Source organism: Streptomyces sp. NPDC127114, from assembly GCF_042677525.1.
Taxonomy (GTDB): domain Bacteria; phylum Actinomycetota; class Actinomycetes; order Streptomycetales; family Streptomycetaceae; genus Streptomyces.
Genome location: NZ_JBHXTJ010000011.1, coordinates 146,842 through 170,449, shown reverse-complemented (window position 1 = coordinate 170,449; position 23,608 = coordinate 146,842). Strand labels below are relative to the sequence as shown.

The following is a 23,608-nucleotide window of genomic DNA, read 5'->3' as shown; positions in this document are numbered from 1 at the left end:
ACGACATGACCGGTTCGGTTCCGCACGAAGCGCTGGCGGGAGCCTTCGAAGAGCAGCGTGAGCGCCTGGTGGCGGTCGCCCACCGGATGCTCGGGACGCGGGTGGACGCCGAGGACGCGGTGCAGGAGGCGTGGATCCGGCTGGCCCGGCAGGACGCGGCCGCGATCGACAATCTGGCCGGCTGGCTGACCACCGTGGTCGGCCGGGTCTGCATCGACGTGCTGCGCTCGCGCAAGACCCGGCCCGAGCTGTCGTACGACGACCGGCTGCCCGAGCTGGTGGTGAGCGTGGACGGCGGGGCGGCACCCGAGGACGACGCGATGCTCGCCGAGTCGGTCGGGCTGGCACTGCTGGTGGTCCTCGACACCCTCACGCCCACCGAGCGGCTGGCGTTCGTCCTGCATGACATGTTCGCGGTGCCCTTCGCCGAGATCGGCGAGATCATCGGGCGGTCCACCGACGCGACCAAGATGCTCGCCAGTCGGGCCCGCCGGAAGGTGCAGGGCACGTCGCTGCCGGACGACGAGCCGCGGCGGCAGCGCGAGGTGGTCGACGCGTTCCTCGCCGCCGCGCGGAACGGGGACTTCGAAGGGCTCGTACGGCTGCTCGATCCGAAGGTGACCTGGCGCACGTTCCACCCGCAGGGCGTGACGACCACGGTCGGGGCGGCCGAGGTGGCCGGTCCGGTCCTGCGCGGTGCCCGGTCGATGACCTCGGTGCTCCCGGTCCTGGTCAACGGCGAGCCCGGATTCGTGGCCTGGGGCGCGAAGGGCAAGGTGCTCGGCCTGGCGGCGTGCACCGTGGTCGACGGCCGGATCGTCGAGCTCCTGACCGTCAGCGACCGCAAGCGCCTGGACGCCATGGACCTGCCCGAGCGACCCGAGTAACAGACGTCGAGCGCTGGGCTGTTACGTCTTCACGAGGGGCTTCGTCGTAAGGGTGCAAGCATCCGGAAGACGAAGGAGACAGAGATGGAACAGCGGATCAACCCCATGGCCAACGAGGTCGGGGCGAAGTGGGCCAGGCACATCATCTCGTCGAACAAGGCCATCACCGACTCGGCGCTGCCGAAGGCGGTGCAGGAGCTGGTGAAGATCCGCGCCAGTCAGATCAACGGCTGCGGCGGCTGCCTCGACATGCATACCAAGGACGCCGCGGCCGCCGGCGAGAGCATGGTGCGGATCAACCTGGTCGGAGCATGGCGGGAGACGACCGTCTACACCGACGCGGAGCGGGCGGCGCTGGAACTCACCGAGCAGGCCACCCGCCTCGCCGACTCCAGCGGCGTCACCGATGAGGCATGGGCGAACGCGGCGAAGCACTTCGACGAGGACCAGCTGATGGCCCTGGTGGCCCTGATCTGCACGATCAACGCCTTCAACCGGCTGAACGTGATCACCCGGACGCCCGGCGGCGAGTACCAGCCCGGACAGTTCGGCTGACGCGGACGTGCCCCCTCCGGCTCACAGGCGGACCCGGGACGACCCCGGGTCCGCCCGGGGCCGCCACCCCCGGACAGCGTCGATTCGGGTCCCGCGTGACGCCGGTCTCCGGAGCGGTCGTGCCGGCACACCCACGTGGTCACGCACCGGATGGGCGCGGCCCCGCCGGCCGGCCAGGCCCCTCGTGGTCCTCGCCGCCGGTCCGGCCGCTGCGTAAGCTCGGCGGTCGTGATACCCGAAGAGCTGCGGCACGGCCGCTACGTCAGCCTCACCACGTTCCGCCGGGACGGCACCGGCGTCGCCACGCCGGTCTGGTACGCCGTCGAGGGCGACGAACTGTACGCCTGGACCCGCACCGACTCCTGGAAGGTGAAGCGGCTGCGCCGCGACCCCCGCGTCGTGGCCGCCGTGTGCGACGTGCGCGGCAACGTGGCCGACGGCGCCGTACGGGCCGAGGGCGCCGCCCGGCTCGTGACGGGGGAGGAGCTGCGCCGGGTGCGGCGGCTGCTCTCGCGCAAGTACACGTGGCAGTTCTGGGCGGTCGACTGGCCCGCGACGGTCGCCCGCCTGGGCAGGCGTCCGCACACGGGGATCGTCGTGAAGTTCACCCGGGGTGTGAGCGAGACCGAAAACCCTGCGTAGCCGTCCCGTAACACGACTGCGGTCCAATGCCGGTGGACCGAAGGGGCAGTGGAATGACGGTGCAGCAACTCCCGGCGGAAGTAGCGGCGTTCACCGGCTGGCTGAGCGAGCTGGCCGGCCGGCTCGAACCGGGCCGCGGCTGGTACGGCGTCTTCACCGACCGCGACCCGGAAGGCATGCGCGCCTGCTTCGACGGTGCGGACATCCTGCCCTGGGACGTCGTCGAGTCGCTGCTCCAGGACCTCGGCGAGCCGGCGGACGGGCCCCGGGGCCTGCGGGGCCGGGCACTGCACCGGGCCGCGGCCGCCGTCCACGACCGGGGCCCCGGCGGAACGGCGGCCCTGCGCGAGCGCCGGGACCTGATGGAGCGCGAGGCCCGCCACGCCGAGTCCCGCATCCGCGACCTCGCCCACACCCCCGGCCGTACCGCTGCCCTGTCCTGGGCCCACGACGACCTCGCCCGCGCGAGGGCGAGGATCACCGAGCTCACGGAGCGGCTGGACCGCCTGGGCGGCACCGCTCACCCGCCGCCCACCCCGCCCCCACCGACCGCACCTCCCGCCTCATCTCCCCGGCGGCGTCCGCGCGGGGCCCGCTACGCGTACGTGGAGGAGGCCGAGGCGCTGCCCGCGCCCGAGCCGCTTCCCCTGACCGGACTGCCCACCGGGCCCGCCCTCGCGCCGCGCGGCGCCCGCTTCGGCGGCGCCCCGGCCCCCGCCTCGCCCGCGCCCGCCGCCGGAGCGGCGGCGCCCGCCGGTGATCCCGCGCAGGCCGCCCGTGCCGCGGGCAACGCCGTCTACGCGCTGCGGAGGCTGCGCGCCCAGGGGCGCAGCGGCGAGGCGCACGCGCTGCTCTGCGAGGCCCTGGCCGGGCCGCCCGGGTGGCTTCCCGTGCTCGCCGCGGAGCTGCACGCCGCCGGGCTCGCCGCCGACTGGGCCACGCTGCTCTGGGAGGCGGCCACCCTGCCGCCCGCCCGGCTCGCCGCCGTCGCCGGAGCACTCGCCGACGCGGGGCGGCCGGACGACTGCGAGCAGCTGCTCCGCCAGGGCGTCGCACGCCCGGTCGAGGAGCTGGCCGGCGCGTGCGCGGCCCTGCACGCCGAGGGTCACCGGGCCGAGGCCCAGGCGCTGCTGACCGCCTTCCTCCGGGCCCGTACGCCCGAGGACGCGGCCCGGCTCGCCGCCGCCGACCCGGCCGTCCTCACTCCCGGACTGCTCGCCGCGGCCCGCGCCGTCTCCCCGGCCCGCGAACGGGACCTGGCACACGCGCTACGGGTCGCCGGCCTCGCGTGAGCCGGTCCCGAGGCCGGCCCCGAAGGCGGCCCCGAGGGCGCCCCGAACGCGGTTCCGGACGCACACGGACGTGTCGGTACGTGTCCGACGTGGACCACTCGGGTATGAAACATGATCGACTCCGCCACTTCACGGCGGTGGTCTTGCTCCGGGGTGTGACGGGGCTTACGTTCTCCTCCTACGCATCGCGTCTACGTGCGTAGAGGCTCTCCACGCCGCGCCGAAGGAGCAGCTCATGACCGACGTCGTACGCGCCGCGCTCGTCCAGGCCACCTGGACCGGCGACACCGAATCCATGATCGCCAAGCACGAGGAACACGCCCGTGAGGCGGCCCGGCAGGGGGCGAAGGTCATCGGGTTCCAGGAGGTGTTCAACGCCCCGTACTTCTGCCAGGTGCAGGAGCCCGAGCACTACCGCTGGGCCGAACCCGTACCCGACGGGCCCACCGTGCGCAGGATGCAGGCGCTCGCCCGGGAGACCGGGATGGTGGTCGTCGTGCCCGTCTTCGAGGTCGAGGGCACCGGCTTCTACTACAACACCGCCGCCGTCATCGACGCCGACGGCACCTACCTCGGCAAGTACCGCAAGCACCACATCCCCCAGGTGCGGGGCTTCTGGGAGAAGTACTACTTCCGGCCCGGCAACATCGGCTGGCCCGTCTTCGACACGGCCGTCGGCAAGGTCGGCGTCTACATCTGCTACGACCGGCACTTCCCGGAGGGCTGGCGTCAACTCGGCCTCAACGGAGCCCAGTTGGTATACAACCCCTCTGCCACCCACCGCGGCCTCTCCTCCTACCTCTGGCAGCTGGAACAGCCCGCCGCCGCCGTCGCCAACGAGTACTTCGTCGCCGCCATCAACCGGGTCGGCATCGAGGAGTACGGCGACAACGACTTCTACGGCACCAGCTACTTCGTCGACCCGCGCGGGCAGTTCGTCGGCGACGTCGCCTCCGACAAGGAGGAGGAACTCCTCGTCCGCGACCTCGACTTCGGTCTCATCGAGCAGGTCAGGCAGCAGTGGGCGTTCTACCGCGACCGCCGCCCCGACGCGTACGACGGGCTGGTGCAGCCGTGAGCAGCCTCTACGACCGCCACCGCGCCGTCATCCCCGACTGGGTCGCCCTCTACTACAAGGACCCGATCGAGATCACCCACGGCGAGGGCCGCCACGTCTGGGACGCCGACGGCCGGCGCTACCTCGACTTCTTCGGCGGCATCCTCACCACGATGACCGCCCACGCCCTGCCCGAGGTCACCAAGGCCGTCGCCGAGCAGGCCGGGCGGATCGTCCACTCCTCCACCCTCTACCTCAACCGCCCCATGGTGGAGCTGGCCGAACGGATCGCCTCCCTGTCCGGCATCCCGGACGCCCGCGTCTTCTTCACCACCTCCGGCACCGAGGCCAACGACGCCGCCCTCCTCCTCGCCACCACGTACACGGGCTCCAACCAGCTCCTGGCGATGCGGAACAGCTACCACGGCCGGTCCTTCTCCACCGTCGGCATCACCGGCAACCGCGCCTGGTCCCCGACCAGCCTCTCCCCGCTCCAGACCCTGTACGTGCACGGCGGCGTCCGCACCCGCGGCCCCTTCGCCCAGTACACCGACGAGCGGTTCACCGAGGCCTGCGTCGCCGACCTCGAAGACCTGCTCGGCCAGACCCGCTCGGGAGTCGCCGCCCTCATCGCCGAACCCATCCAGGGCGTCGGCGGCTTCACCTCCCCGCCCGACGGCCTCTACGCGGCCTTCCGCCGGGTCCTCGACCGGCACGGCATCCTCTGGATCGCCGACGAGGTGCAGACCGGCTGGGGCCGCACCGGCGAACACTTCTGGGGCTGGCAGGCCCACGGCCAGGCCGGACCGCCCGACATGCTCACCTTCGCCAAGGGCATCGGCAACGGCATGTCCATCGGCGGCGTCGTCGCCCGCGCCGAGATCATGAACTGCCTCGACGCCAACTCCATCTCCACCTTCGGCGGTTCGCCCGTCACCATGGCCGCCGGCCTCGCCAACCTCTCCTACCTCCTGGAACACGACCTCCAGGGCAACGCCCGCCGGGTCGGCGGCCTCCTCCTCGAACGCCTCCGGGGCATCACCGCGGGCATCGACGCCGTACGCGAGGTGCGCGGACGCGGCCTGATGATCGGCGTCGAGCTCACCGAACCGGGCACCGACCGGGCGAACCCCGACGCGGCGGGCGCCGTCCTGGAGGCCGCCCGCGAGGGAGGCCTGCTCATCGGCAAGGGCGGCGGGCACAACACCTCCGCCCTGCGCATCGCGCCGCCGCTCTCGCTCACCGTCGCCGAGGCCGAGGAAGGCGCGGCGATCCTCGAACAGGCCTTCCAGTCCATCTAGTCGGCAGGGAGAAGTCCCGTGAGCACCCGAACCCTGATCCGCGGCGGGCTCGTGATCACCGCCGCCGACGAACTGCACGCCGACGTGCTGATCGAGGACGGACGGATCGCCGCCCTCGCCGCCCACGGCTCCGACATCGCCGCCGGGTGGACCGCCGCACGGGTGGTCGACGCCACCGACCGCTACGTCATCCCGGGCGGCGTCGACGCCCACACCCACATGGAGCTGCCCTTCGGCGGCACCTCCGCCTCCGACACCTTCGAGACCGGCACCCGCGCCGCCGCCTGGGGCGGCACCACCACCATCGTCGACTTCGCCGTCCAGACCGTCGGGCACACCCTGCGCGAGGGCCTGGACACCTGGTACGCCAAGGCCGACGGCAACTGCGCCGTCGACTACGGCTTCCACATGATCCTCTCCGACGTCAACGAGCACACCCTGAAGGAGATGGACTGGCTCGTCCAGGAGGGAATCTCCTCGTTCAAGCTGTTCATGGCCTATCCGGGAGTCTTCTACAGCGACGACGGACAGATCCTGCGGGCCATGCAGCGCGGGGCCGCCAACGGCGGACTGATCATGATGCACGCGGAGAACGGCATCGCGATCGACGTCCTCGTGGAGCAGGCCCTGGCCCGGGGCGAGACGGACCCCCGCTATCACGGCGAGGTCCGCAAGACCCTGCTGGAGGCGGAGGCGACCCACCGCGCGATCCAGCTCTCCCGCGTGGCCGGCTCCCCGCTGTACGTCGTGCACGTGTCCGCCGAGGAGGCCGTCGCGGAGCTGGCCGCGGCCCGCGACAAGGGCCTGCCGGTCTTCGGCGAGACCTGCCCGCAGTACCTCTTCCTCTCCACCGACAACCTGGCCGAGCCGGACTTCGAGGGCGCCAAGTACGTCTGCTCGACCCCGCTGCGGCCGAAGGAACACCAGGCCGCGCTCTGGCGGGGCCTGCGGACGAACGACCTCCAGGTGGTCTCCACCGACCACTGCCCCTTCTGCTTCAAGGGCCAGAAGGAACTCGGCGTCGGCGACTTCTCCAAGATCCCCAACGGGCTGCCCGGCGTCGAGAACCGCATGGACCTGCTCCACCAGGCCGTCGTCGACGGACACATCAGCCGCCGCCGCTGGATCGAGATCGCCTGCGCGACTCCGGCCCGGATGTTCGGCCTCTACCCGCAGAAGGGCACCATCGCGCCGGGCGCGGACGCCGACGTCGTCATCTACGACCCGCACGCCACCCAGACCCTGTCCGCGGCCACCCACCACATGAACGTCGACTACTCCGCGTACGAGGGGAAGACCGTCACCGGACAGGTCGAGACCGTCCTCTCCCGCGGCGAACCCGTCATCGATCAGCGGAAGTTCACCGGGCGCGCCGGTCACGGCAGCTTCGTGCCCCGCTCCACCTGCCAGTACCTGAACTAGGAGGCCGCCCCTTGGACTTCGGACTCGTCCTGCAGACCGACCCGCCCGCCTCGCAGGTCGTCGGCCTGATGCGCCGGGCGGAGCGCAACGGCTTCCGCTACGGCTGGACCTTCGACTCCGCCGTGCTCTGGCAGGAACCCTTCGTCATCTACAGCCAGATCCTCGCCAACACCACGAAGCTGCACGTCGGCCCGATGGTCACCAACCCCGGCACCCGCACCTGGGAGGTCACCGCCTCCACCTTCGCCACCCTCAACGACATGTACGGCAACCGGACCGTCTGCGGCATCGGCCGCGGCGACTCCGCGATGCGCGTCGCCGGCCGCAGGCCCAACACGCTGGCCCGCCTCGGCGAGGCCATCGACGTCATCCGCGACCTGGCGGAGGGCCGCGAGGCGGTGGTCGACGGCAACCCCATCCGCATCCCGTGGATCAGGAACGGGAAACTGCCGGTCTGGATGGCCGCGTACGGCCCCAAGGCCCTGGCCCTGGCCGGCCGGAAGGCCGACGGCTTCATCCTCCAGCTCGCCGACCCGTTCCTGACCGAGTGGATGGTCAAGGCGGTCCGGCAGGCCGCCGCCGACGCGGGCCGCGACCCGGCCGGGATCACGATCTGCGTCGCCGCCCCGGCGTACGTGGGGGACGACCTGGCCCACGCCCGGGACCAGTGCCGCTGGTTCGGCGGCATGGTCGGCAACCACGTCGCCGACCTGGTCGCCAGGTACGGCGAGCACTCGGCCATGGTCCCGGACGAGCTCACCGCGTACATCAAGGACCGCCACGGCTACGACTACAGCCACCACGGCCGCGCCGGCAACCCGTCCACCGACTTCGTCCCCGACGAGATCGTCGACCGCTTCTGCCTCCTCGGCCCCGCCGAGGCCCACGTCGCGAAGCTGAGGCACCTGCGGGACCTGGGCGTCGACCAGTTCGCCGTGTACGCCATGCACGACAGCCGCGAGGGCACCATCGACGCCTACGGAACCGACATCATCCCCGCGATCAACTCCTGATCCCCGCTGCCGAACCTCCCACGCCCCGCACGGCCTCGTTCCGTCCCCGAACGAAGGGTTCCGCCGCCGCCATGACCGCCACCACCCCCTCCGACAGACCCGCCGACCCCGGCATACCCGCCGCCGGCCGCGTCGAGCTCCCGCCCGGTACGGCCGGCACCGATCCCCGCTTCGTCAACGACGACCTTCTCCCGGTCCCCGTCGCCCAGCGCCGCTGGACCACGTACAACTTCGCCGCGCTCTGGGTCGGCATGGCCCACAACATCCCCTCCTGGCTGCTCGCCTCCGGTCTCGTCACCCTCGGCATGGACGGGAAGCAGGCCGTCCTCACCATCGCGCTCGCCAACGTCATCGTCCTGCTCCCGATGCTGCTGACCGGGCACGCGGGACCCAAGTACGGCATCCCGTTCCCCGTCCTCGCACGAGCCTCCTTCGGACTGCGCGGCGCCAACCTGCCCGCGCTCATCCGCGCCGGCGTCGCCTGCGCCTGGTTCGGCATCCAGACCTGGATCGGCGGACAGGGCATTTTCCTTCTGCTCGACAAGATCTTCGGCGGCTGGGCCGAGGCGGCACGGGTCGGCGGCCAACCGTGGACGCTCTGGCTGAGCTTCGTCCTGTTCTGGATCCTCGAACTCGCCATCATCTACCGGGGCATGGAGGCGTTGCGCCGCTTCGAGAACTGGGCCGCGCCCTTCGTCATCGTCGGCGCCCTCGTGCTGCTCGTATGGATCGCGGTCAAAGCGGGCGGGTTCGGACCGCTGCTCGACCAGCCCTCGAAGCTGGGCTGGGGAGCCGACTTCTGGCCGGTCTTCTTCCCCTCGCTCATGGGGATGATCGCCTTCTGGTCGACGCTGTCGCTGAACATTCCGGACTTCACCCGCTTCGGGGCCGGCCAGCGGGCACAGATCTGGGGGCAGACCCTCGGGCTGCCGACGACGATGACCCTGTTCGCGCTGCTCTCCGTCCTCGTCACCTCCGGCTCCCAGGCCGTGTACGGCGCGCCCGTCTGGGACCCGGTCGCGCTCGCCGCGAAGACGGACAACGTCTTCGGTCTGCTCTTCGCGCTGGTGACCGTGCTCGTCGCCACGATCTCGGTGAACATCGCGGCGAACGTGGTCTCGCCCGCGTACGACCTCGCCAACCTCGCCCCGAAGGTCATCAACTTCCGTACGGGCGCGCTGATCACAGGCGTCGTGGGCGTCCTGATCATGCCGTGGAAGCTCACCGAGACCCCCGAGCTGTACATCTTCACCTGGCTCGGTCTGGTCGGCGGGCTGCTGGGTACGGTGGCGGGCATCCTCATCGCCGACTACTGGATCGTCCGCCGCACCCGGCTCGACCTGGCGGCGCTCTACCGCACGGACGGCCCCTACTGGTATCGGAGCGGATGGAACCCGGCAGCCGTGCTGGCCTTCGCCGTAGGCGGCATCCTGGCGATCGGTGGCTCCCACTCGGCACCCGGCACCGGACCCTTCCCCGAGGACGGACTCATCCCCTTCCTGAAGCCACTCGCCGACTACGGCTGGGCGGTCGGCCTCGCCGCCGCGCTGCTGCTCTACACAGCCCTCATGAAGGGACGGACGGCCATCCTGTCGTCTGACCGACCTCGGTGACGTAGGAACAGACCAGGTTCGCGAGCCGTCAAGGACTGCGCGGAGACCTACACGACCCCCGGTTGCGTCCGCCCCATGATGGTCCTGCCGAACCTCACGGCGGCGCATTGGCTAGCCGTCACGCCGCGCGGGTCGAGGACAGGGCTACGAGGCTGGAGCTGGGCGCGGCCATCGAGGACGGGCACTGACAGAGCTGTGCCAGCTCCTAGACTCCACCGCTCAGACCTAGGAGCGTGGGTCAGTAGACAACTCCTGGAATGCCGCGCCTCGTGGTGGAGCGGGGCTGTCGGGCGCTGCTGTGGAAAAGGCGTGGCTGCCGGGCAGTCGTGATGCGAAAATCGGTCCGCATCTTGATCCACATCCGCATCCCGGAGGTCCGCATGGACGTCGCCTCGCTGCTGCCGTTGACCACGGCCCGGTTGTCGCTGCGTCTGTTCACTCCCGGCGACGCCGACGACCTGTACGCCTACCAGAGCCTGCCGAGCGTGGCGCGCTACTTGTACCGGCCGCCGCACACGCGTGAGCGCAGTGAGCAGGTTGCCGCCGAGCGCGCGGCGCAGACGGTCTGGCGCGCCGACGGGGACAAGCTGTCGCTCGCCGTCTGCCGACGCGACGAGCCCGGCGTCCTTGGCGAGGTGAGCCTCGCCCTGGCCGACGCCCGCGCCGCCCAGGCCGAGATCGGCTGGACTCTCGACCCACGTCACCAGGGGCACGGCTACGCGACCGAGGCGGCCGCGGCGCTGGCCGGGTTTGCCTTCGACACGCTGGGCGTGCACCGGCTCTACGCACGGCTGGACGTGGAGAACGCCGGATCTGTGCGGGTCTGCGAGCGCCTGGGGATGCGTCGGGAGGCGCACCTGGTCGAGAACGACCTCGACGGGGATCGCTGGGGCAGCGAGTACATCTACGCGGCGCTGGCCGCGGACCTCCGCGGTCGGCCCGCGTCGACCTCGCGCGCAACGCCCCGGCAATCCGCGCCGCCCTCCACGAGGGCATCGACGACGCGGACCACGTCACTACGTTGAAGGTGCTTCAGCAGTTGATCCGCAACGCGGGCGGTACGGCCGCCTGACAGGCCCAGGGGCCGGGCAGCGGTCCGGCCCCTGGGGAGTCAGATACTGGCAGGTCAGCCGGCATGGTACGGCTACGCCTGTCCCCGCACCCGGTGCCGTTTCGCATACGACCAGGTCACCGCGGTCATCAGCACAGGTATGGCGAACAGCGGGGCGAAGGCGAGCCACCAGACGGTCAGCGCCGTATCGCTCGACATGTACGTCTGGCTTTCGACGGTGAAAGCGACCACGAGCTGCCACAGCGCGCCCAGGACCAGGGCGCCCGAGGTGATCCAGGCCAGCGTGGCGAGGGCCCGGGGGCGCAGCGGCTGCCACCGGTCGCTGACGAGCAGCAGCGGAAACAGAGCGGCCGCCTCGGCAAGGACGGAGAGGCCGACGACGTACGCGATGCCCCATCCCGGGATGTCGAACACGTCGCGCAGCACCTGGTCGCTGTACCCCACGTAGACACCGGAGGCCATGGCGATACGCCACAGACCGGAGGGGACCGCGCAGAGGGCTATCGCGTGGGCGGCGCGACGAGCCCAGACAGGCGCGGGTACGTAAGGCGGGAAGCGGAGCGGTCTGTGTCGTCATGACGTACATGCTGGGTCCGGACAGGCAGCCCACACATCGTCCGCTACGGCCGGCCGCCTCCCCCTGCCGGGGGATGGTCCGCCCACTGAGGGAGGACCTGACCGGATGGAAGGGCACGCCATGCCGGGGTCGCCGGAACCCGGTTTCGGGTGATCAGGTGCCGCCTCGGACGGACCTGCCGGTCGGCCGGGCCGGATCGTCGTTTTTCGACTTCCTTCTCATGGCACGCCACCGCCGCCGGCCGCCCTGGACCGGGACGGCGTGAATGCCCTAGCCTCGCAGACACCGAGAAGCGGAGCAGCGTCGCTCACATTCGGGTTCGCTCAACCTGCCCGGACGCGTTCGTGACCCCGTAACTCGCCCCCCACGGTGTCGTTTTGCGTTTACACAACGCAACGAAGGCGGTCGTCTAATGTCCGGCACGGAGTCCTCCGACTACACCCAGCGTCTCGCGCGCCTCGAGACCTCGGGAATCAAGCGGTTGCTCCCCACGCAAGCTCCCTACCGATGGAACCTGAAGAGGCTCGGCCTAGGGCGGGTGCTCGACGTCGGCTGCGGTCTCGGCCGGAACCTGCTGAACTGCGGCCCCGACAGCGTCGGCGTCGACCACAACGCCCACTCCGTCGCCACCTGCCGTGAGCGCGGGCTCAACGCCTACACGCCGGACGAGCTCGCCGAGGCCCCGGACTGCGGTCCGGGCTCCTTCGACAGCCTGCTCTGCGCGCACGTCCTGGAACACATGGACGAGACCCTCGGGAACTCGATCCTGGAGCAGTACCTGCCGCTGGTGAAGCGGGGCGGTTCGGTCGTCCTGATCTGTCCGCAGGAGGCCGGCTACAAGACCGACTCCACGCACGTGCGGTTCGTCGACTTCGACGGGATGCGCGCACACGCCGAGAAGGTCGGACTCGGCATCGAGCGCACCTACTCGTTCCCGTTCCCGCGGTCCGTGGGCAAGGTCTTCCCCTACAACGAGTTCGTCCTGGTCGCCCGGATCCCCGCGGAGGCCTGACCGGCCCGGCCCGCGGCCCCTCCCGCGTCAGGGAAGGGGCGGCGGCCGCCAGCCGGGCACGTGCGCCGCCGCGGAACGCTCCCAGGCGGCCACGCCCCCGGCCAGCGGCCAGGCGCGGGTGATCTCCGCGGCCCGTTCGACGGCCCGCAGGGCGGCCGCCAGGTGCCGGCTCGCCGCTCCTGCCTTCACCTGGGCGAAGGGACCGGGTTCCAGAGCGGCCATGCGCTCCTCGTACTCCCGGAGCGGACGCTCGGAGCACATCGCCACATACGCGGCGTCGACCGCCCTGGAGAGCAGCAGCTCGGATGGACGGCCGCCCTCGGCGAGCGCCGCGACCAGCCGGTCGTGGCCGTCGAGGACGACCGGGCAGTTGAGCCCGCTGATCCACCAGAGCAGGACGGGCGGCAGCAGGCCCTCGCGGTACTGCCGCCGGTACGCCTTCACGCGCGGCGCGTCCGGTGCGGACAGCGCCCGCAGCGGCAGCAGGTCGCGGGCGTCCTCGGCCGGGTCGCCGTAGCCGAACCAGGTGAGGTGGCCCCGGTCCGTGTCGTGGGGGAGGAGCCTGGCCCAGTGGGAGTCCACGAACCATCCCGGGGTCATCGGGCCCAGATGCCAGTCGCCCTCGTGCAGCGGCCCCTCGGCGGCCTCGCGCAGCTCCGCCTCCGCGTGCGCGGTCCAGCGGTCGGTCCACGCCTCGGAACCCGGCGGGGCGAAGTCCGCGAAGGCACGGGCGGTGGCGGCGCGCAGCGGTGCGAGCGGGGAGACGTACGTCCCGGTCCGGGCGTAGTGCACCCCGTGGTACGAGGCGCGCTGCCGCGCGAACAGCACCGGCCTGTTCCCCTGCAGCAGGACCAGCCGCCCGCCGTCCGCGCATTCCATACGCAGGCCGGGCATCACCGGGTGATCGATTTCGATCCGCATGCCGAGAGCGTACGAGGCGGAGCGGGACGTTCTCTGGGGACCCCGGCGGCTACGGGACCCGGGCCGTCCAGGCTCGGGTCGCGAACTTGGATTCCGCCAGGTCCTTCGCCAGTGCCAGCTCCTCCTCGGTCACCCGGTCCTCCGTGAGGCCGTAGCGGCCGCGGAAGGAGGCGATCATCCGCTCGATCACCGCCTCGCGCGGCAGACCGGTCTGCCGGCGCAGCGGGTCGACCCGCTTCTTCGCGCTCCTGGTGCCCTTGTCGGAGAGCTTCTCGCGCCCGATCCGCAGCACCTCGGTCATCTTGTCGGCGTCGATGTCGTACGCCATCGTCACGTGGTGCAGCACCGCGCCCTCGCCCGCGACCATGCGCTTCTGGGCGGCGCCCGCGATCTTGCCGGCGTCGGTGGCGATGTCGTTCAGCGGCTGGTACCAGGCCTTCACGCCCATGTCGCCGAGCGCGCCGAGCACCCAGTCGTCGAGGTAGGCGTAGCTGTCGGTGAAGGAGAGGCCCTGGACGAGGGCGTCGGGGACCGACAGCGAGTACGTGATCGTGTTGCCCGGTTCGATGAACATGGCGCCGCCGCCGCTGATCCGGCGGACCACCTCGATGCCGTGCCGCTCGGCCGCCTCCGGGTCCACCTCGTTGCGCAGCGACTGGAAGCTGCCGATCACCACGGCGGGCGAGCCCCACTCCCACACCCGCAGCGTCGGCGGGCGCCGGCCGGCGGCGACCTCGGCGGTCAGCACCTCGTCGAGGGCCATGTGCAGCGCGGGGGACCGGGGCGGCTCGTGGACCAGCTGCCAGTCGTAGTCCGTCCAGTCCGTGGCGTGCGCGAGCGCCCGGCGCACCGCGACCCCGATGCCCTCCGTGGTGAGGCCGAACATCTCCGTGCCCGGCGGCAGCGCCTGGTCGATGCGGGCCGCGAGACCGGCGGCGTCGGTGTCCGCGGGGGCGCCTTCGAGGGCCCGGTCGATGGCCAGGATCGCCTCGTCGGGTTCGAGGAAGAAGTCGCCCGCGACCCGGACCCGGCGCAGCACGCCGTCCTCCACGTCGAGGTCGACGACGACCAGCTTGCCGCCCGGGACCTTGTACTCGCCGTGCACGGGCCCTCCTGGATGGTGAGCACGGAGCCATGGGATGAACTCGACCAAAGCGTACTCGTGGCCGGCAGGTCGTCCGCCGGTTGTCCACAGGTCGTCCGGGAGCCCCCGCCTCGTCAGACGGGTGTGGTGGGATGGACACATGACGGAACACATCGTGACCGAGACCGGAGCCCACGACTTCCTCGCCCATGTCCTCGCCGGTGGCACCACCGAGGTGGAGGAGGCGGTGCGCAAGGCCGCCGCCGCGGAGATCATGCCGCGCTTCCGGCAGCTCGACGCGGACGAGATCGTCGAGAAGAACGGGCCGCACGACCTCGTGACCGTCGCCGACCGGGCCGCCGAGGCCCACCTCACCGCCTCCCTCACCGCGCTGCTGCCCGGCTCCGTAGTGGTCGGCGAGGAGGCCGTGCACGCCGATCCCGCGGTCTACGAGGCGCTGAAGGGCGACGCCCCGGTGTGGATCGTCGACCCGGTGGACGGCACCCGTCAGTTCGTGCGCGGCGAGGCCGGCTTCTGCACGCTCGTGGCCCTCGCCCGGCGCGGCGAGCTCCTCGCCTCCTGGACCTACGCCCCCGCCCTGGACGAGCTCGCCGTCGCGGTGCGCGGCCACGGCGCCACCCTGAACGGCGAGCCGATACGGTCGGGCGCGCCCGCGCCCGGTGCGGTCCTGGAGGTCGCCACCTCCCACCCCGACTACACCACGCCGGACCAGAAGCGCGCCCTGCTCGGACTGCGCACCGAGGGCGTCCGCCCCCGCCCGTGCGGCTCCGCGGGACTGGAGTACCTGGCCGTCGCCCGGGGCCGCCTCGACGCGGTCGCCTTCTCCTGGGAGTACGCCTGGGACCACGCCGCCGGGATGCTGCTGGTCGCGGAGGCCGGTGGCGCGGACCTCACCCTGACCGGCGAGCGCTTCCGGATCACCGGCGGCAACACGCTGCCGTTCACCGCGGCCCGCGACGCCGCCACCGCCGAACGGATCCGGTCACTCCTCGGGGCCCCGTAAGTCCCGTACGGGGCCGGGAATATGCTGGTTCCCCGGCCCGCCGACCGAAGGAGTCCAGGTGCCGTCGATGCTCGATGCCGTCGTCGTGGGGGCGGGACCCAACGGACTGACCGCTGCCGTGGAGCTGGCCCGGCGCGGCTTCTCGGTCGCCGTGTTCGAGGCGAAGCCCACCATCGGCGGCGGCGCCCGTACGGAGGAGCTCACCCTCCCCGGCTTCCGCCATGACCCGTGCTCGGCCGTGCACCCGCTCGGCATCGGCTCGCCCGTGTTCAAGACCATGCCGCTGGAGCGGCACGGCCTGGAGTGGCTGCACGCCGAGCTGCCCATGGCCCACCCCTGGGACGACGGCACCGCGGCCGTGCTCTCCCGCTCCGTCGCCGAGACCGCGGCCTCCTTCGGGCCGCGTGACGCCGGTACCTACCGGCGGCTCGTCGCGCCCTTCCTCGGCAGGTGGGACAGCCTGGTCGCGGACTTCATGCAGCTCCCGCTCACCGCGCTGCCCCGCGACCCGGTCACCCTGGCCCGCTTCGGCCTGGCCGGACTCCCGCCCTCCACGTGGCTGATGCGCCGCTTCCGCGACGAGAAGGCACGCGGCCTGTTCGCCGGACTCGTCGGCCATGTCATCGCCCCGCTCGACGGCTTCGCCACCGGCGCCGTCGGACTGGTCTTCGCGCTCGCCGCGCACGCGGGCGGCTGGCCGCTGCCCCGGGGCGGTTCCCAGTCGATCTCCGACGCGCTCGCCGCGTATCTGAAGGAGCTCGGCGGCGCCGTCCACACCGACTTCGAGGTCAAGCGGCTCGACGACCTGCCCCCGGCCCGCGCCTACGTCTTCGACACCTCGCCCACCGCCCTCGCGAGGATCGCCGGACTCGGCGCCGCCTACGACGGCTACCGCTACGGCGCCAGCTGCTTCAAGATCGACTATGCCCTGTCGGGCCCCGTACCGTGGACCGCCGAGGCCGCGCGCCGGGCCGGCACCGTCCAGATCGGCCCCACCATGGGCGAGATCGACACCGCCCTGAACCAGGCCTCCTCCGGCACCGCCCCGGACACCCCGTTCCTCATCACCGCGCAGCCCAGCCTCGTCGACCCGGGCCGCGCCCCCGAGGGCAAGCACGTCTTCTGGGCCTACGGCCACGTCCCCAACGGCTGGCGCGGTGACCTGACCGACGCCGTCGAGCGGCAGATCGAGCGCTTCGCCCCCGGCTTCCGCGACCTGGTCCTCGCCCGCGCCACCGCCGGACCGCCCGAGCTCGCCGAGCGCAACGCCAACTACGTCGGCGGCGACATCGCCTGCGGCGCCGCCCGCGGCCTGCAGCTCGTGCTCCGGCCGAAGCTCTCCCTCTTTCCTTACAGCACGCCGCACCCGGCGGTCTTCCTCTGCTCCTCCGCCACCCCGCCCGGCCCCGGAGTGCACGGCATGTCCGGCCACAACGCGGCCAAGGCGGTCTGGCGCCGGCTGCGCGTCCCCGCCGGGAGATGAGGCGACGGGAAATCCGGATGTCCGGACCGGCCGTCGACGGGAGGATGGGGACATGACCACCCGACCCGAGATCGTGCTCGTCCGCGGCGACATCACCCGGCAGGACACCGACGTCATCGTCAACGCCGCCAACTCCTCCCTCCTCGGTGGAGGCGGGGTCGACGGGGCGATCCACCGCCGGGGCGGCCCCGCCATCCTCGACGCGTGCCGCAGGCTCCGCGCCGGCCACTACGGCCGTGGCCTGCCCACCGGCCAGGCCGTCGCCACCACGGCCGGAAACCTCGCCGCCCGCTGGGTCGTCCACACCGTCGGCCCGGTCCACAGCGCCCAGGAGGACCGCTCCGAGCTGCTCGCCTCCTGCTACCGCGAGTCCCTGCGGGTCGCCGACGAACTGGGCGCGCGCTCCGTGGCGTTCCCGGCGGTCTCCACCGGCGTCTACGGCTGGCCCATGGACGACGGCGCCCGCATCGCCGTCGAGACGGTGCGGGCGGCGACCACGTCGGTGACCGAGGTCCGCTTCGTGCTCTTCGACGAGAACGCGTACGCGGCCTTCGAGGCCGCCCTGGGCTGACCTCTCCTCCGCCCGCCCACAGGCTGCCCGTCGCGATCCGGCCGCGGTGGCGCGTTTATCAGACATTCAGCGCGCCCTGTGATGCTGGGACGACGGCTCCGGACGGTGCCGTGACGAGAGCGTCGCACCCCCGGGAGAGCGCATGGGCAGAGGCCCCGACTGGCAGGCGGTCCACGGCCGTACGGTTCGTGCGGCCCGCCGGGCACAGGGCGCCGTGGCCGTCCTGGAGGCCGCCGCCACCTCGCTGACCGAGGCCGTGCCCTGCGAGTTCTGGGCCGGGGTGCTGCTCGACCCGGTGACCCTCCTCAACGTCGGCGGCTGCTACCACCACGGCGTCGGCGCCGAGTGGATGCCCCGGCTCCTCGACATCGAGTACCGCGAGGGCGATGCCAACCTCATGCCCGCCGTGGCCCGGCAGGCACAGCCCGTGGGCACCCTCTCCGGGGCGCTCGACGGCCGTCTCGAACGGAGCGTCCGCTACCAGGACGTCTACCGGCCGCTCGGACTCGCCGACGAGATGCGGCTGCTGCTGCGGGACGCCGGCCGCGTGTGGGGTGCGCTGGTGCTCGCGCGCTCCGAGGACCGGCCGGCGTTCTCCGCCGCCGAGACGGAGTTCGCCGCCCGGCTGTCGGCCCCGCTCGGCCGCGCCCTGCGGGACGCCCTGGCGGAACGGCCCGCCGCCCCCGGACCGGGCGCCCGTTCGCTCGTCGTCCTCGACTCCGCGTACGAGGTCGTCACCCGGTCCGCGACCGCCGGCGCCTGGTGCGCCGAGCTCGCCGAGACGTCCGCACGCGGCACGGGCCTCCCGGCCGCCGCGTACGGCGTCGCCGCGTCGGCCCTGAGCAGCCCCACCGGCGGCAGCCGGGTCTGCGTGCCGACCCGGTCGGGCGGCTGGGCCGCCATCGAGGGCTGGCGGCTCGACACGGGGGAGCGGCCCCAGGTGGCCCTTTCCCTGGGGCCCGCCTCGCCGCCCGACCGCATCGCCGCCCTGATGGAGACCTACGCCCTCAGCCCGCGCGAGTGCCAGGTCCTCACCGAGGTGGTCGGCGGCGCGCCGACCTCGGAGATCGCCACCCGGCTCAGGCTGTCCCCGTTCACCGTCCAGGACCACCTCAAGGCGGTCTTCGCCAAGACCGGGGTCCGGTCCCGCCGCGAACTCGTCGCCCAGGTCTTCTTCCCGCACTATCTGCCGGAGCTGCCCCTCCCGGGAGCGGAGGCCGGCCAGGTCGCCGGACGTTGATGTCGTTTTCTCGCCAGCCCGGCACGCTCGCGATCACCGATCCTTGAGGCATGCACACCGACACCGAGCGCTGCGTGCGGGCCGTCCGGTCGAAGGACGCCCGCTTCGACGGCGTCTTCTTCACCGCCGTCCGGACGACTCGGATCTACTGCCGGCCCAGCTGCCCGGCCGTGCCGCCCAAGCCCGAGAACATGGAGTTCCACCCCACGGCGGCCTCCTGCCAGCGCGCCGGCTTCCGCGCCTGCAAGCGCTGCCGGCCCGACACCAGCCCCGGCTCGCCCCACTGGCACGTACGGGCCGACGCCGTCGCCAGGGCCGTGCGGCTGATCCAGGACGGGGTCGTCGACCGCGAGGGCGTGCCCGGCCTCGCCGCGCGGCTCGGGTACTCGACCCGGCAGATCGAGCGGCAGCTGCTCACCGAGCTCGGCGCGAGTCCCCTCGCGCTCGCCCGCGCGCAGCGCGCCCAGACCGCCCGGCTGCTCATCGAGACCACCTCCATGCCCATGGCGCAGATCGCCTTCGCGGCCGGCTTCTCCTCCATCCGCACCTTCAACGACACCGTCCGCGAGGTCTTCGCGCTCACCCCCGGCGAGCTGCGCGCCCGCGCCGGCTCCCACGCCAACCGCTCCCGTGCAGACGGCTCCCACGCCAACCGCTCCCGCCTCAACGGCTCCCGTGCAGACGGCTCCCGCGTGGAAGGCGCCCGCCTCGACGGCTCCCACGCCGGCGGTTCCCCTGCCGACGGATCCCACCTGCCCGCCACACCCGGGACCATCACCCTCCGGCTGCCGTTCCGCGCCCCGCTCAACCCCTCCAACCTCTTCGGGCACCTGGTCGCGACCGCCGTCCCCGGCGTCGAGGAGTGGCGTGACGGCGCCTACCGCAGGACGCTCTCCCTCCCGTACGGCTACGGCATCGTCGCGCTCGCCCCGCGCCCCGACCACGTGCTCTGCCGGCTCTCGCTCACCGACCCCCGCGACCTCACGATCGCCATCAGCCGCTGCCGACGGCTCCTCGACCTCGACGCCGACCCCGTCGCCGTCGACGAGCAGCTGCGCGCCGACCCGCTGCTCGCGCCGCTCGTCGACGCCGGACCCGGCCGGCGGGTGCCCCGCACCGTCGACGCCGCCGAGTTCGCCGTACGGGCCGTGCTCGGCCAGCAGGTGTCCACCGCCGCCGCCCGCACCCACGCGGCCCGCCTTGTCGCCGCGCACGGCATCCCCGTCGACGACCCGGAAGGCGGCCTCACCCACCTCTTCCCGACGCCCGAGGCCCTCGCCGGCCTCGACCCGGAGACCCTCGCCCTGCCACGCAGCCGCCGCACGACCCTGACCACCCTGGTCGCGGCCCTCGCGGACGGAAGCCTGGCCCTCGGACCCGAGAGCGACTGGGCCGAGGCCCGGGCCAGGCTCCTCGCCCTGCCCGGCTTCGGCCCCTGGACCACCGAGGTCATCGCCATGCGGGCGCTCGGCGACCCCGACGCCTTCCTCCCAGGCGACCTCGGCGTCCGCCGCGCCGCCCAGGGCCTCGGGCTGCCCGCCACGCCCGCGGCGCTCACCGACCGCGCGGCCCGCTGGCGGCCCTGGCGGGCCTACGCCGTCCAGTACCTGTGGGCCACCGACGACCACCCGATCAACCACCTGCCCGCGTAAGGAAGTCGCGCCATGCCACCCACCGTCCGGCACACGGTCGTGGACAGCCCCTACGACGCGCTGACCCTGGTCGCCGTCGACGGCGTCCTCAGCCGCATCCACATGACCGGCCAGCGCCACCGCCCGCCGGAGGAGACCTTCGGCAGCCCCGACCCGCGGCCCTTCACCGAGGCGGTGCGGCAGCTCGACGCGTACTTCGCGGGCGAACTCACCGAGTTCGACCTGCCGTTGCACCTCGTCGGCACCGAGTTCCAGCTCCGCGTCTGGGAGCGGCTGCGCAGCATCCCGTTCGGCGAGACCCGGACGTACGGCGAACTCGCCGACGCCCTCGGCAATCCCGCCGCCTCCCGCGCGGTCGGCCTCGCCAACGGCAAGAACCCGGTGAGCATCGTCGTCCCCTGCCACCGTGTGATCGGCGCGGGCGGCGGACTCACCGGGTACGGCGGCGGCCTCGACCGCAAGCAGCGCCTGCTGGCCTTCGAATCGGGCGCGGCCGCCGACGCCCTGTTCTAGCGGAGCCGTTCGAGGAGTGCGGGCAGCGCCGTGCCGATCGGCTCGCGCACGATCTCGTCCGCGATCGGGTCGTACGGCGTCGGCTCGGCGTTCACGATGATCAGCCGGGCGCCGTGCTCGGCCGCGATCCCGGCGAGCGAGGCGGCGGGCTGCACCTGGAGGCTGCTGCCGACGGCGACGAACACCTCCGCGGCCTTCGCGATCGACATCGCGTCGCCCAGCACCTTCGGGTCGAGACGCTGCCCGAACATCACCGTCGCCGCCTTCAGGATCCCGCCGCACGTCCGGCACGCCGGGTCGTCCTCGCCGGCCTTCACCCGCTCCAGCGCCTCGTCCATGGACGAACGGGCGTGACAGGCCGTGCACACCACCGACCGCGCCGAGCCGTGGAGTTCGAGCACCTTCCGCTCGGACACCCCGGCGACCTGGTGCAGCCCGTCGACGTTCTGGGTGATCACCCGCAGCGCGTTGCCGCTCTTCTCGTACGCGGCGATGGCGTGGTGCGCGACGTTCGGCTCGGCGCGGAGGACCGGCGCGTCGAGCCGCATCAGCCACGAGCGGCGCCGGACCTCCGGGTCGGCCATGTACGGCCCGTAGGTGACGAGCCGCTCGGCCTCGGGGTCGCGCCGCCACAACCCGTCGGGCCCGCGGTAGTCGGGTATGCCCGAGTCCGTGGAGATACCGGCCCCGCTGAGAATCGCCACCATCGTCATGCGGCGAGCGTAGGTGGACCGGTGGACCTCCCGCGAGGCCATTTCCTGCTGCTAGGTTCGCCCCCATGGCCAAGGTCAGCATCTCCCTCGACGCCGAACTCGTGGTCGAGGTCATGGTCCTCGCCGGCATCGGCAGCCCGCAGGACGCCGTCGAGGCCGTCGTCCGCGACTACGTCGCCCGCGGCCACCGCACCGAGGCCCGCACCGCCTCGCGCGACGAGGCCGCGCGCACCGGCCGGCTCACCCCGCCCGAGCCCGAGCAGGGCTGACGCCCGTCCAGGTCCTCAGGCGCCAGGGCGTGTCCCGACCCGCACCGGGCGGCCGTTCTCCAGTTCCACCGGGCCGCCGCCGTCCAGTGCGGCCAGGGCCGCGGCCACGCGCAGGGCCAGGCCGCCCGGCAGATACGCGGGCAGCTCCGCCGGGTCCACCAGCTTCCAGGAGATCAGCTCCTCCTCCTGGAGCCGGATCGCCGCGAGCTGCTCGGCGGACAGCACGCCGCCGTCGTACAGGTACGCCACGAGCGGGGGCCGGTCCGGGCCCGGCACCCAGTCGACCGCGAGCAGCGCGCCCAGCTCCACGTCGAGGCCGATCTCCTCGGCCGTCTCGCGCCGGGCGCCCGCGCGGGGCGTCTCGCCCGCGTCGGACTCGATCGTTCCGCCCGGCAGCGCCCAGCCCTCGCGGTAGTTGGGCTCGACGATCAGGACACCGCCGCTCGCGTCCCGGAAGAGGGCCGCGGCGCCGGCCAGGATCCGGGGCAGGCCGGCGATGTACGTGGCGTAGTCGGAGGTCGTCATCCCGTCAGCGTAGCCAGCCGTACCGTCCGCTCCGCCAGCTCGCTGATCCGCGACCCGTCGAAACCCGCCACCGCGCTGCGCACCCGGTCCCGCAGCGGCTCCGACCACTGGGGCGGGATCGCCGCGGCGCCGCACAGCACCCCGGCGACCGAGCCGGCGGTGGCGCCGTTGGAGTCGGTGTCCAGGCCGCCGCGCACGGTCAGCGCGATCGTACGGGTGAAGTCGCCCTCGCCGTACAGGAGTCCGGCGGTCAGCACCGCCGCGTTCGGGATCGTGTGGATCCAGCCGAGCGAGCCGGTCTCCCGGGACAGTTCCGCCAGCGTCTCGGACCACTCCACGCCCGCCTCGTGCAGGGCCATGGTGTGCCGTACGGTCCTGGCGAGACGGCTGCTCGCCGGGACCCGTTCCAGGGCGACGGACAGCGCGGTGCGCGCGTCGGGCGCCGTGAACGCGGCGGCGATCAGGGCCGCCGCCCACATCGCGCCGTACACCCCGTTGCCCGTGTGGGAGAGCACCGCGTCGCGGCGGGCCAGCGAGGCCGCCCGGCGCGGGTCGCCCGGCGAGGTCCAGCCGTACACGTCCGCCCTGATCAGGGCGCCGATCCACTCCTGGTACGGGTTGTCGTAGGTGGCGGTCAGCGGAGGCTTCAGTCCGTTGGCGAGATTGCGGTAGGCCACCCGCTCCGCCGTGAACGTCTGCAGGTACGGCAGCCGCAGCAGCCAGTGCTCGCCGACCTGCTCGGTGCTGAAGGCGAAGCCGCGGGTCTCCAGCAGGTGCAGGCCCAGGATCGTGTAGTCGATGTCGTCGTCCCGGCAGCTGCCGTTGATCCGGCCGCGCACGCACTGCGGCCACTCGGGGCGCAGCTCGAAACCGTCGGCTCCGGCGGCGGGCGGCGGAGGCAGGTAGTCGGTGAGCGGCAGGGCGTCGGTCAGCCGCAGGTAGTCGTCGATCCGCTCGGTCGTCCAGTGGTCGCCTCGCTCGACCGGCTTGCCCAGCATGTTCCCGGCGATCCGGCCCGTCCAGCCGCCGAGGATCCGGTCGGCGAGTTCACTGTGCTTGAGCTGACCCATGACACCGGTCTAACCGACGGGACGCCGGGCCGCGCGCCGACCCGCCCGCGCGGCTCCCGCGATCACTCGTCCCCCGCCGGCCTTTCCCGCCCGCCGACGT

23 protein-coding genes and 2 pseudogenes are annotated in these 23,608 nt (G+C 72.7%); 19 read left to right on the top strand and 6 right to left on the bottom strand.

Going from position 1 to position 23,608, the window contains the following annotated elements; all coding sequences use genetic code 11:
- Positions 1-5: 5 nt before the first annotated feature.
- The 11 genes and pseudogenes from ACFVGS_RS14720 to ACFVGS_RS14670 all read left to right on the top strand — a co-directional run.
- Complete coding sequence (locus ACFVGS_RS14720) at positions 6-887, top strand: sigma-70 family RNA polymerase sigma factor (protein WP_384419623.1); 882 nt, start codon at positions 6-8, stop codon at positions 885-887.
- 84 nt (positions 888-971) lie between these two features.
- On the top strand, positions 972-1,442 hold the full coding sequence (locus tag ACFVGS_RS14715) for a carboxymuconolactone decarboxylase family protein (RefSeq protein WP_384419626.1): 471 nt from the start codon (positions 972-974) through the stop codon (positions 1,440-1,442).
- Between the two features lie 228 nt (positions 1,443-1,670).
- Complete coding sequence (locus tag ACFVGS_RS14710; RefSeq protein ID WP_384419629.1) at positions 1,671-2,084, top strand: PPOX class F420-dependent oxidoreductase; 414 nt, start codon at positions 1,671-1,673, stop codon at positions 2,082-2,084.
- A 53-nt stretch (positions 2,085-2,137) separates the two neighbouring features.
- Positions 2,138-3,376 (top strand): UL36 very large tegument protein, encoded by a 1,239-nt coding sequence (locus ACFVGS_RS14705; RefSeq protein ID WP_385692643.1) that lies wholly within the window; start codon positions 2,138-2,140, stop codon positions 3,374-3,376.
- A gap of 235 nt (positions 3,377-3,611) precedes the next feature.
- Entirely contained in the window at positions 3,612-4,454 is an 843-nt protein-coding gene (locus tag ACFVGS_RS14700; RefSeq protein ID WP_384419635.1) for a nitrilase-related carbon-nitrogen hydrolase, read from the top strand.
- The gene (locus ACFVGS_RS14695; protein WP_384419637.1) at positions 4,451-5,734 is read left to right on the top strand and encodes an aspartate aminotransferase family protein; all 1,284 of its coding nucleotides are present in this window, start codon (positions 4,451-4,453) and stop codon (positions 5,732-5,734) included. Before ACFVGS_RS14700 ends, ACFVGS_RS14695 begins: the two co-directional genes overlap by 4 nt.
- An 18-nt stretch (positions 5,735-5,752) precedes the next feature.
- Complete coding sequence (hydA, locus tag ACFVGS_RS14690) at positions 5,753-7,156, top strand: dihydropyrimidinase (protein WP_385692642.1); 1,404 nt, start codon at positions 5,753-5,755, stop codon at positions 7,154-7,156.
- Positions 7,157-7,167: 11 nt separating this feature from the next.
- Positions 7,168-8,169 (top strand): TIGR03842 family LLM class F420-dependent oxidoreductase, encoded by a 1,002-nt coding sequence (locus ACFVGS_RS14685; RefSeq protein WP_385692641.1) that lies wholly within the window; start codon positions 7,168-7,170, stop codon positions 8,167-8,169.
- 71 nt (positions 8,170-8,240) lie between these two features.
- Positions 8,241-9,782, top strand: coding sequence for an NCS1 family nucleobase:cation symporter-1 (locus ACFVGS_RS14680; RefSeq protein ID WP_384419646.1), 1,542 nt, complete (start codon positions 8,241-8,243; stop codon positions 9,780-9,782).
- Positions 9,783-10,162: 380 nt separating this feature from the next.
- Positions 10,163-10,711, top strand: a pseudogene (locus tag ACFVGS_RS14675) (GNAT family N-acetyltransferase); the annotation flags it as partial.
- A gap of 8 nt (positions 10,712-10,719) precedes the next feature.
- A pseudogene (locus ACFVGS_RS14670) lies at positions 10,720-10,854 on the top strand (MarR family transcriptional regulator); the annotation flags it as partial.
- A 72-nt stretch (positions 10,855-10,926) separates the two neighbouring features.
- Here ACFVGS_RS14670 and ACFVGS_RS14665 read toward each other — a convergent pair.
- Positions 10,927-11,316 carry a hypothetical protein gene (locus ACFVGS_RS14665; RefSeq protein ID WP_385692640.1) on the bottom strand — a complete coding sequence of 130 codons (390 nt, stop codon included), beginning with the start codon at positions 11,314-11,316 and terminating at the stop codon, positions 10,927-10,929.
- Between the two features lie 527 nt (positions 11,317-11,843).
- Here ACFVGS_RS14665 and ACFVGS_RS14660 point away from each other — a divergent pair.
- Positions 11,844-12,443, top strand: a complete 600-nt coding sequence (locus ACFVGS_RS14660; protein WP_384419652.1) for a class I SAM-dependent methyltransferase — start codon at positions 11,844-11,846, stop codon at positions 12,441-12,443.
- A gap of 27 nt (positions 12,444-12,470) precedes the next feature.
- On the opposite strand, the gene ACFVGS_RS14655 is transcribed toward ACFVGS_RS14660, so the two are convergent.
- Together ACFVGS_RS14655 and ACFVGS_RS14650 are read right to left on the bottom strand one after the other, a co-directional pair.
- Positions 12,471-13,364: a hypothetical protein gene (locus tag ACFVGS_RS14655; protein ID WP_385692639.1), complete on the bottom strand. Its 894-nt coding sequence runs from the start codon at positions 13,362-13,364 to the stop codon at positions 12,471-12,473.
- 49 nt (positions 13,365-13,413) lie between these two features.
- Complete coding sequence (locus ACFVGS_RS14650; protein ID WP_385692638.1) at positions 13,414-14,469, bottom strand: biotin/lipoate A/B protein ligase family protein; 1,056 nt, start codon at positions 14,467-14,469, stop codon at positions 13,414-13,416.
- A gap of 139 nt (positions 14,470-14,608) precedes the next feature.
- On the opposite strand from ACFVGS_RS14650, the gene ACFVGS_RS14645 reads away from it, so the two are divergent.
- From ACFVGS_RS14645 to ACFVGS_RS14620, 6 genes are all read left to right on the top strand, one after another.
- Positions 14,609-15,472 carry an inositol monophosphatase family protein gene (locus ACFVGS_RS14645; protein WP_384419658.1) on the top strand — a complete coding sequence of 288 codons (864 nt, stop codon included), beginning with the start codon at positions 14,609-14,611 and terminating at the stop codon, positions 15,470-15,472.
- A 58-nt stretch (positions 15,473-15,530) separates the two neighbouring features.
- On the top strand, positions 15,531-16,955 hold the full coding sequence (locus ACFVGS_RS14640; protein ID WP_385692637.1) for a phytoene desaturase family protein: 1,425 nt from the start codon (positions 15,531-15,533) through the stop codon (positions 16,953-16,955).
- A 52-nt stretch (positions 16,956-17,007) separates the two neighbouring features.
- Positions 17,008-17,526, top strand: coding sequence for an O-acetyl-ADP-ribose deacetylase (locus ACFVGS_RS14635; RefSeq protein ID WP_384419663.1), 519 nt, complete (start codon positions 17,008-17,010; stop codon positions 17,524-17,526).
- A 142-nt stretch (positions 17,527-17,668) separates the two neighbouring features.
- Positions 17,669-18,766: a LuxR C-terminal-related transcriptional regulator gene (locus ACFVGS_RS14630; protein WP_385692636.1), complete on the top strand. Its 1,098-nt coding sequence runs from the start codon at positions 17,669-17,671 to the stop codon at positions 18,764-18,766.
- A gap of 50 nt (positions 18,767-18,816) precedes the next feature.
- Positions 18,817-20,418, top strand: a complete 1,602-nt coding sequence (locus ACFVGS_RS14625) for an AlkA N-terminal domain-containing protein (protein WP_385692635.1) — start codon at positions 18,817-18,819, stop codon at positions 20,416-20,418.
- 12 nt (positions 20,419-20,430) lie between these two features.
- Positions 20,431-20,931, top strand: coding sequence for a methylated-DNA--[protein]-cysteine S-methyltransferase (locus ACFVGS_RS14620; protein WP_385692634.1), 501 nt, complete (start codon positions 20,431-20,433; stop codon positions 20,929-20,931).
- Here the strand turns inward: ACFVGS_RS14620 and ACFVGS_RS14615 are convergent.
- Positions 20,928-21,644 (bottom strand): NAD-dependent deacetylase, encoded by a 717-nt coding sequence (locus tag ACFVGS_RS14615; protein WP_385692633.1) that lies wholly within the window; start codon positions 21,642-21,644, stop codon positions 20,928-20,930. The genes ACFVGS_RS14620 and ACFVGS_RS14615 overlap by 4 nt on opposite strands.
- A 65-nt stretch (positions 21,645-21,709) precedes the next feature.
- Between ACFVGS_RS14615 and ACFVGS_RS14610 the strand changes: the two genes are divergently transcribed.
- Positions 21,710-21,913, top strand: coding sequence for a DUF2191 domain-containing protein (locus tag ACFVGS_RS14610; RefSeq protein WP_384419674.1), 204 nt, complete (start codon positions 21,710-21,712; stop codon positions 21,911-21,913).
- A gap of 15 nt (positions 21,914-21,928) precedes the next feature.
- On the opposite strand, the gene ACFVGS_RS14605 is transcribed toward ACFVGS_RS14610, so the two are convergent.
- Together ACFVGS_RS14605 and ACFVGS_RS14600 are read right to left on the bottom strand one after the other, a co-directional pair.
- Positions 21,929-22,438, bottom strand: a complete 510-nt coding sequence (locus ACFVGS_RS14605; RefSeq protein ID WP_385692632.1) for an NUDIX domain-containing protein — start codon at positions 22,436-22,438, stop codon at positions 21,929-21,931.
- Positions 22,435-23,508, bottom strand: coding sequence for an ADP-ribosylglycohydrolase family protein (locus tag ACFVGS_RS14600; protein WP_384419679.1), 1,074 nt, complete (start codon positions 23,506-23,508; stop codon positions 22,435-22,437). The genes ACFVGS_RS14605 and ACFVGS_RS14600 overlap by 4 nt, the downstream gene beginning before the upstream one ends.
- Positions 23,509-23,608: the final 100 nt, after the last annotated feature.

Bases quoted from the DNA above. Each gene is read 5' to 3' on its own strand.
- ACFVGS_RS14610 (WP_384419674.1), top strand. From the start codon at position 21,710: ATGGCCAAGGTCAGCATCTCCCTCGACGCCGAACTCGTGGTCGAGGTC.
- ACFVGS_RS14645 (WP_384419658.1), top strand. From the start codon at position 14,609: ATGACGGAACACATCGTGACCGAGACCGGAGCCCACGACTTCCTCGCC.
- ACFVGS_RS14715 (WP_384419626.1), top strand. From the start codon at position 972: ATGGAACAGCGGATCAACCCCATGGCCAACGAGGTCGGGGCGAAGTGG.
- ACFVGS_RS14635 (WP_384419663.1), top strand. From the start codon at position 17,008: ATGACCACCCGACCCGAGATCGTGCTCGTCCGCGGCGACATCACCCGG.
- ACFVGS_RS14700 (WP_384419635.1), top strand. From the start codon at position 3,612: ATGACCGACGTCGTACGCGCCGCGCTCGTCCAGGCCACCTGGACCGGC.
- ACFVGS_RS14630 (WP_385692636.1), top strand. From the start codon at position 17,669: ATGGGCAGAGGCCCCGACTGGCAGGCGGTCCACGGCCGTACGGTTCGT.
- ACFVGS_RS14655 (WP_385692639.1), bottom strand. From the start codon at position 13,364: ATGCGGATCGAAATCGATCACCCGGTGATGCCCGGCCTGCGTATGGAA.
- ACFVGS_RS14605 (WP_385692632.1), bottom strand. From the start codon at position 22,438: ATGACGACCTCCGACTACGCCACGTACATCGCCGGCCTGCCCCGGATC.
- ACFVGS_RS14720 (WP_384419623.1), top strand. From the start codon at position 6: ATGACCGGTTCGGTTCCGCACGAAGCGCTGGCGGGAGCCTTCGAAGAG.
- ACFVGS_RS14615 (WP_385692633.1), bottom strand. From the start codon at position 21,644: ATGACGATGGTGGCGATTCTCAGCGGGGCCGGTATCTCCACGGACTCG.
- ACFVGS_RS14620 (WP_385692634.1), top strand. From the start codon at position 20,431: ATGCCACCCACCGTCCGGCACACGGTCGTGGACAGCCCCTACGACGCG.
- ACFVGS_RS14625 (WP_385692635.1), top strand. From the start codon at position 18,817: ATGCACACCGACACCGAGCGCTGCGTGCGGGCCGTCCGGTCGAAGGAC.
- ACFVGS_RS14600 (WP_384419679.1), bottom strand. From the start codon at position 23,508: ATGGGTCAGCTCAAGCACAGTGAACTCGCCGACCGGATCCTCGGCGGC.
- ACFVGS_RS14665 (WP_385692640.1), bottom strand. From the start codon at position 11,316: ATGGCCTCCGGTGTCTACGTGGGGTACAGCGACCAGGTGCTGCGCGAC.
- ACFVGS_RS14660 (WP_384419652.1), top strand. From the start codon at position 11,844: ATGTCCGGCACGGAGTCCTCCGACTACACCCAGCGTCTCGCGCGCCTC.
- ACFVGS_RS14680 (WP_384419646.1), top strand. From the start codon at position 8,241: ATGACCGCCACCACCCCCTCCGACAGACCCGCCGACCCCGGCATACCC.
- ACFVGS_RS14705 (WP_385692643.1), top strand. From the start codon at position 2,138: ATGACGGTGCAGCAACTCCCGGCGGAAGTAGCGGCGTTCACCGGCTGG.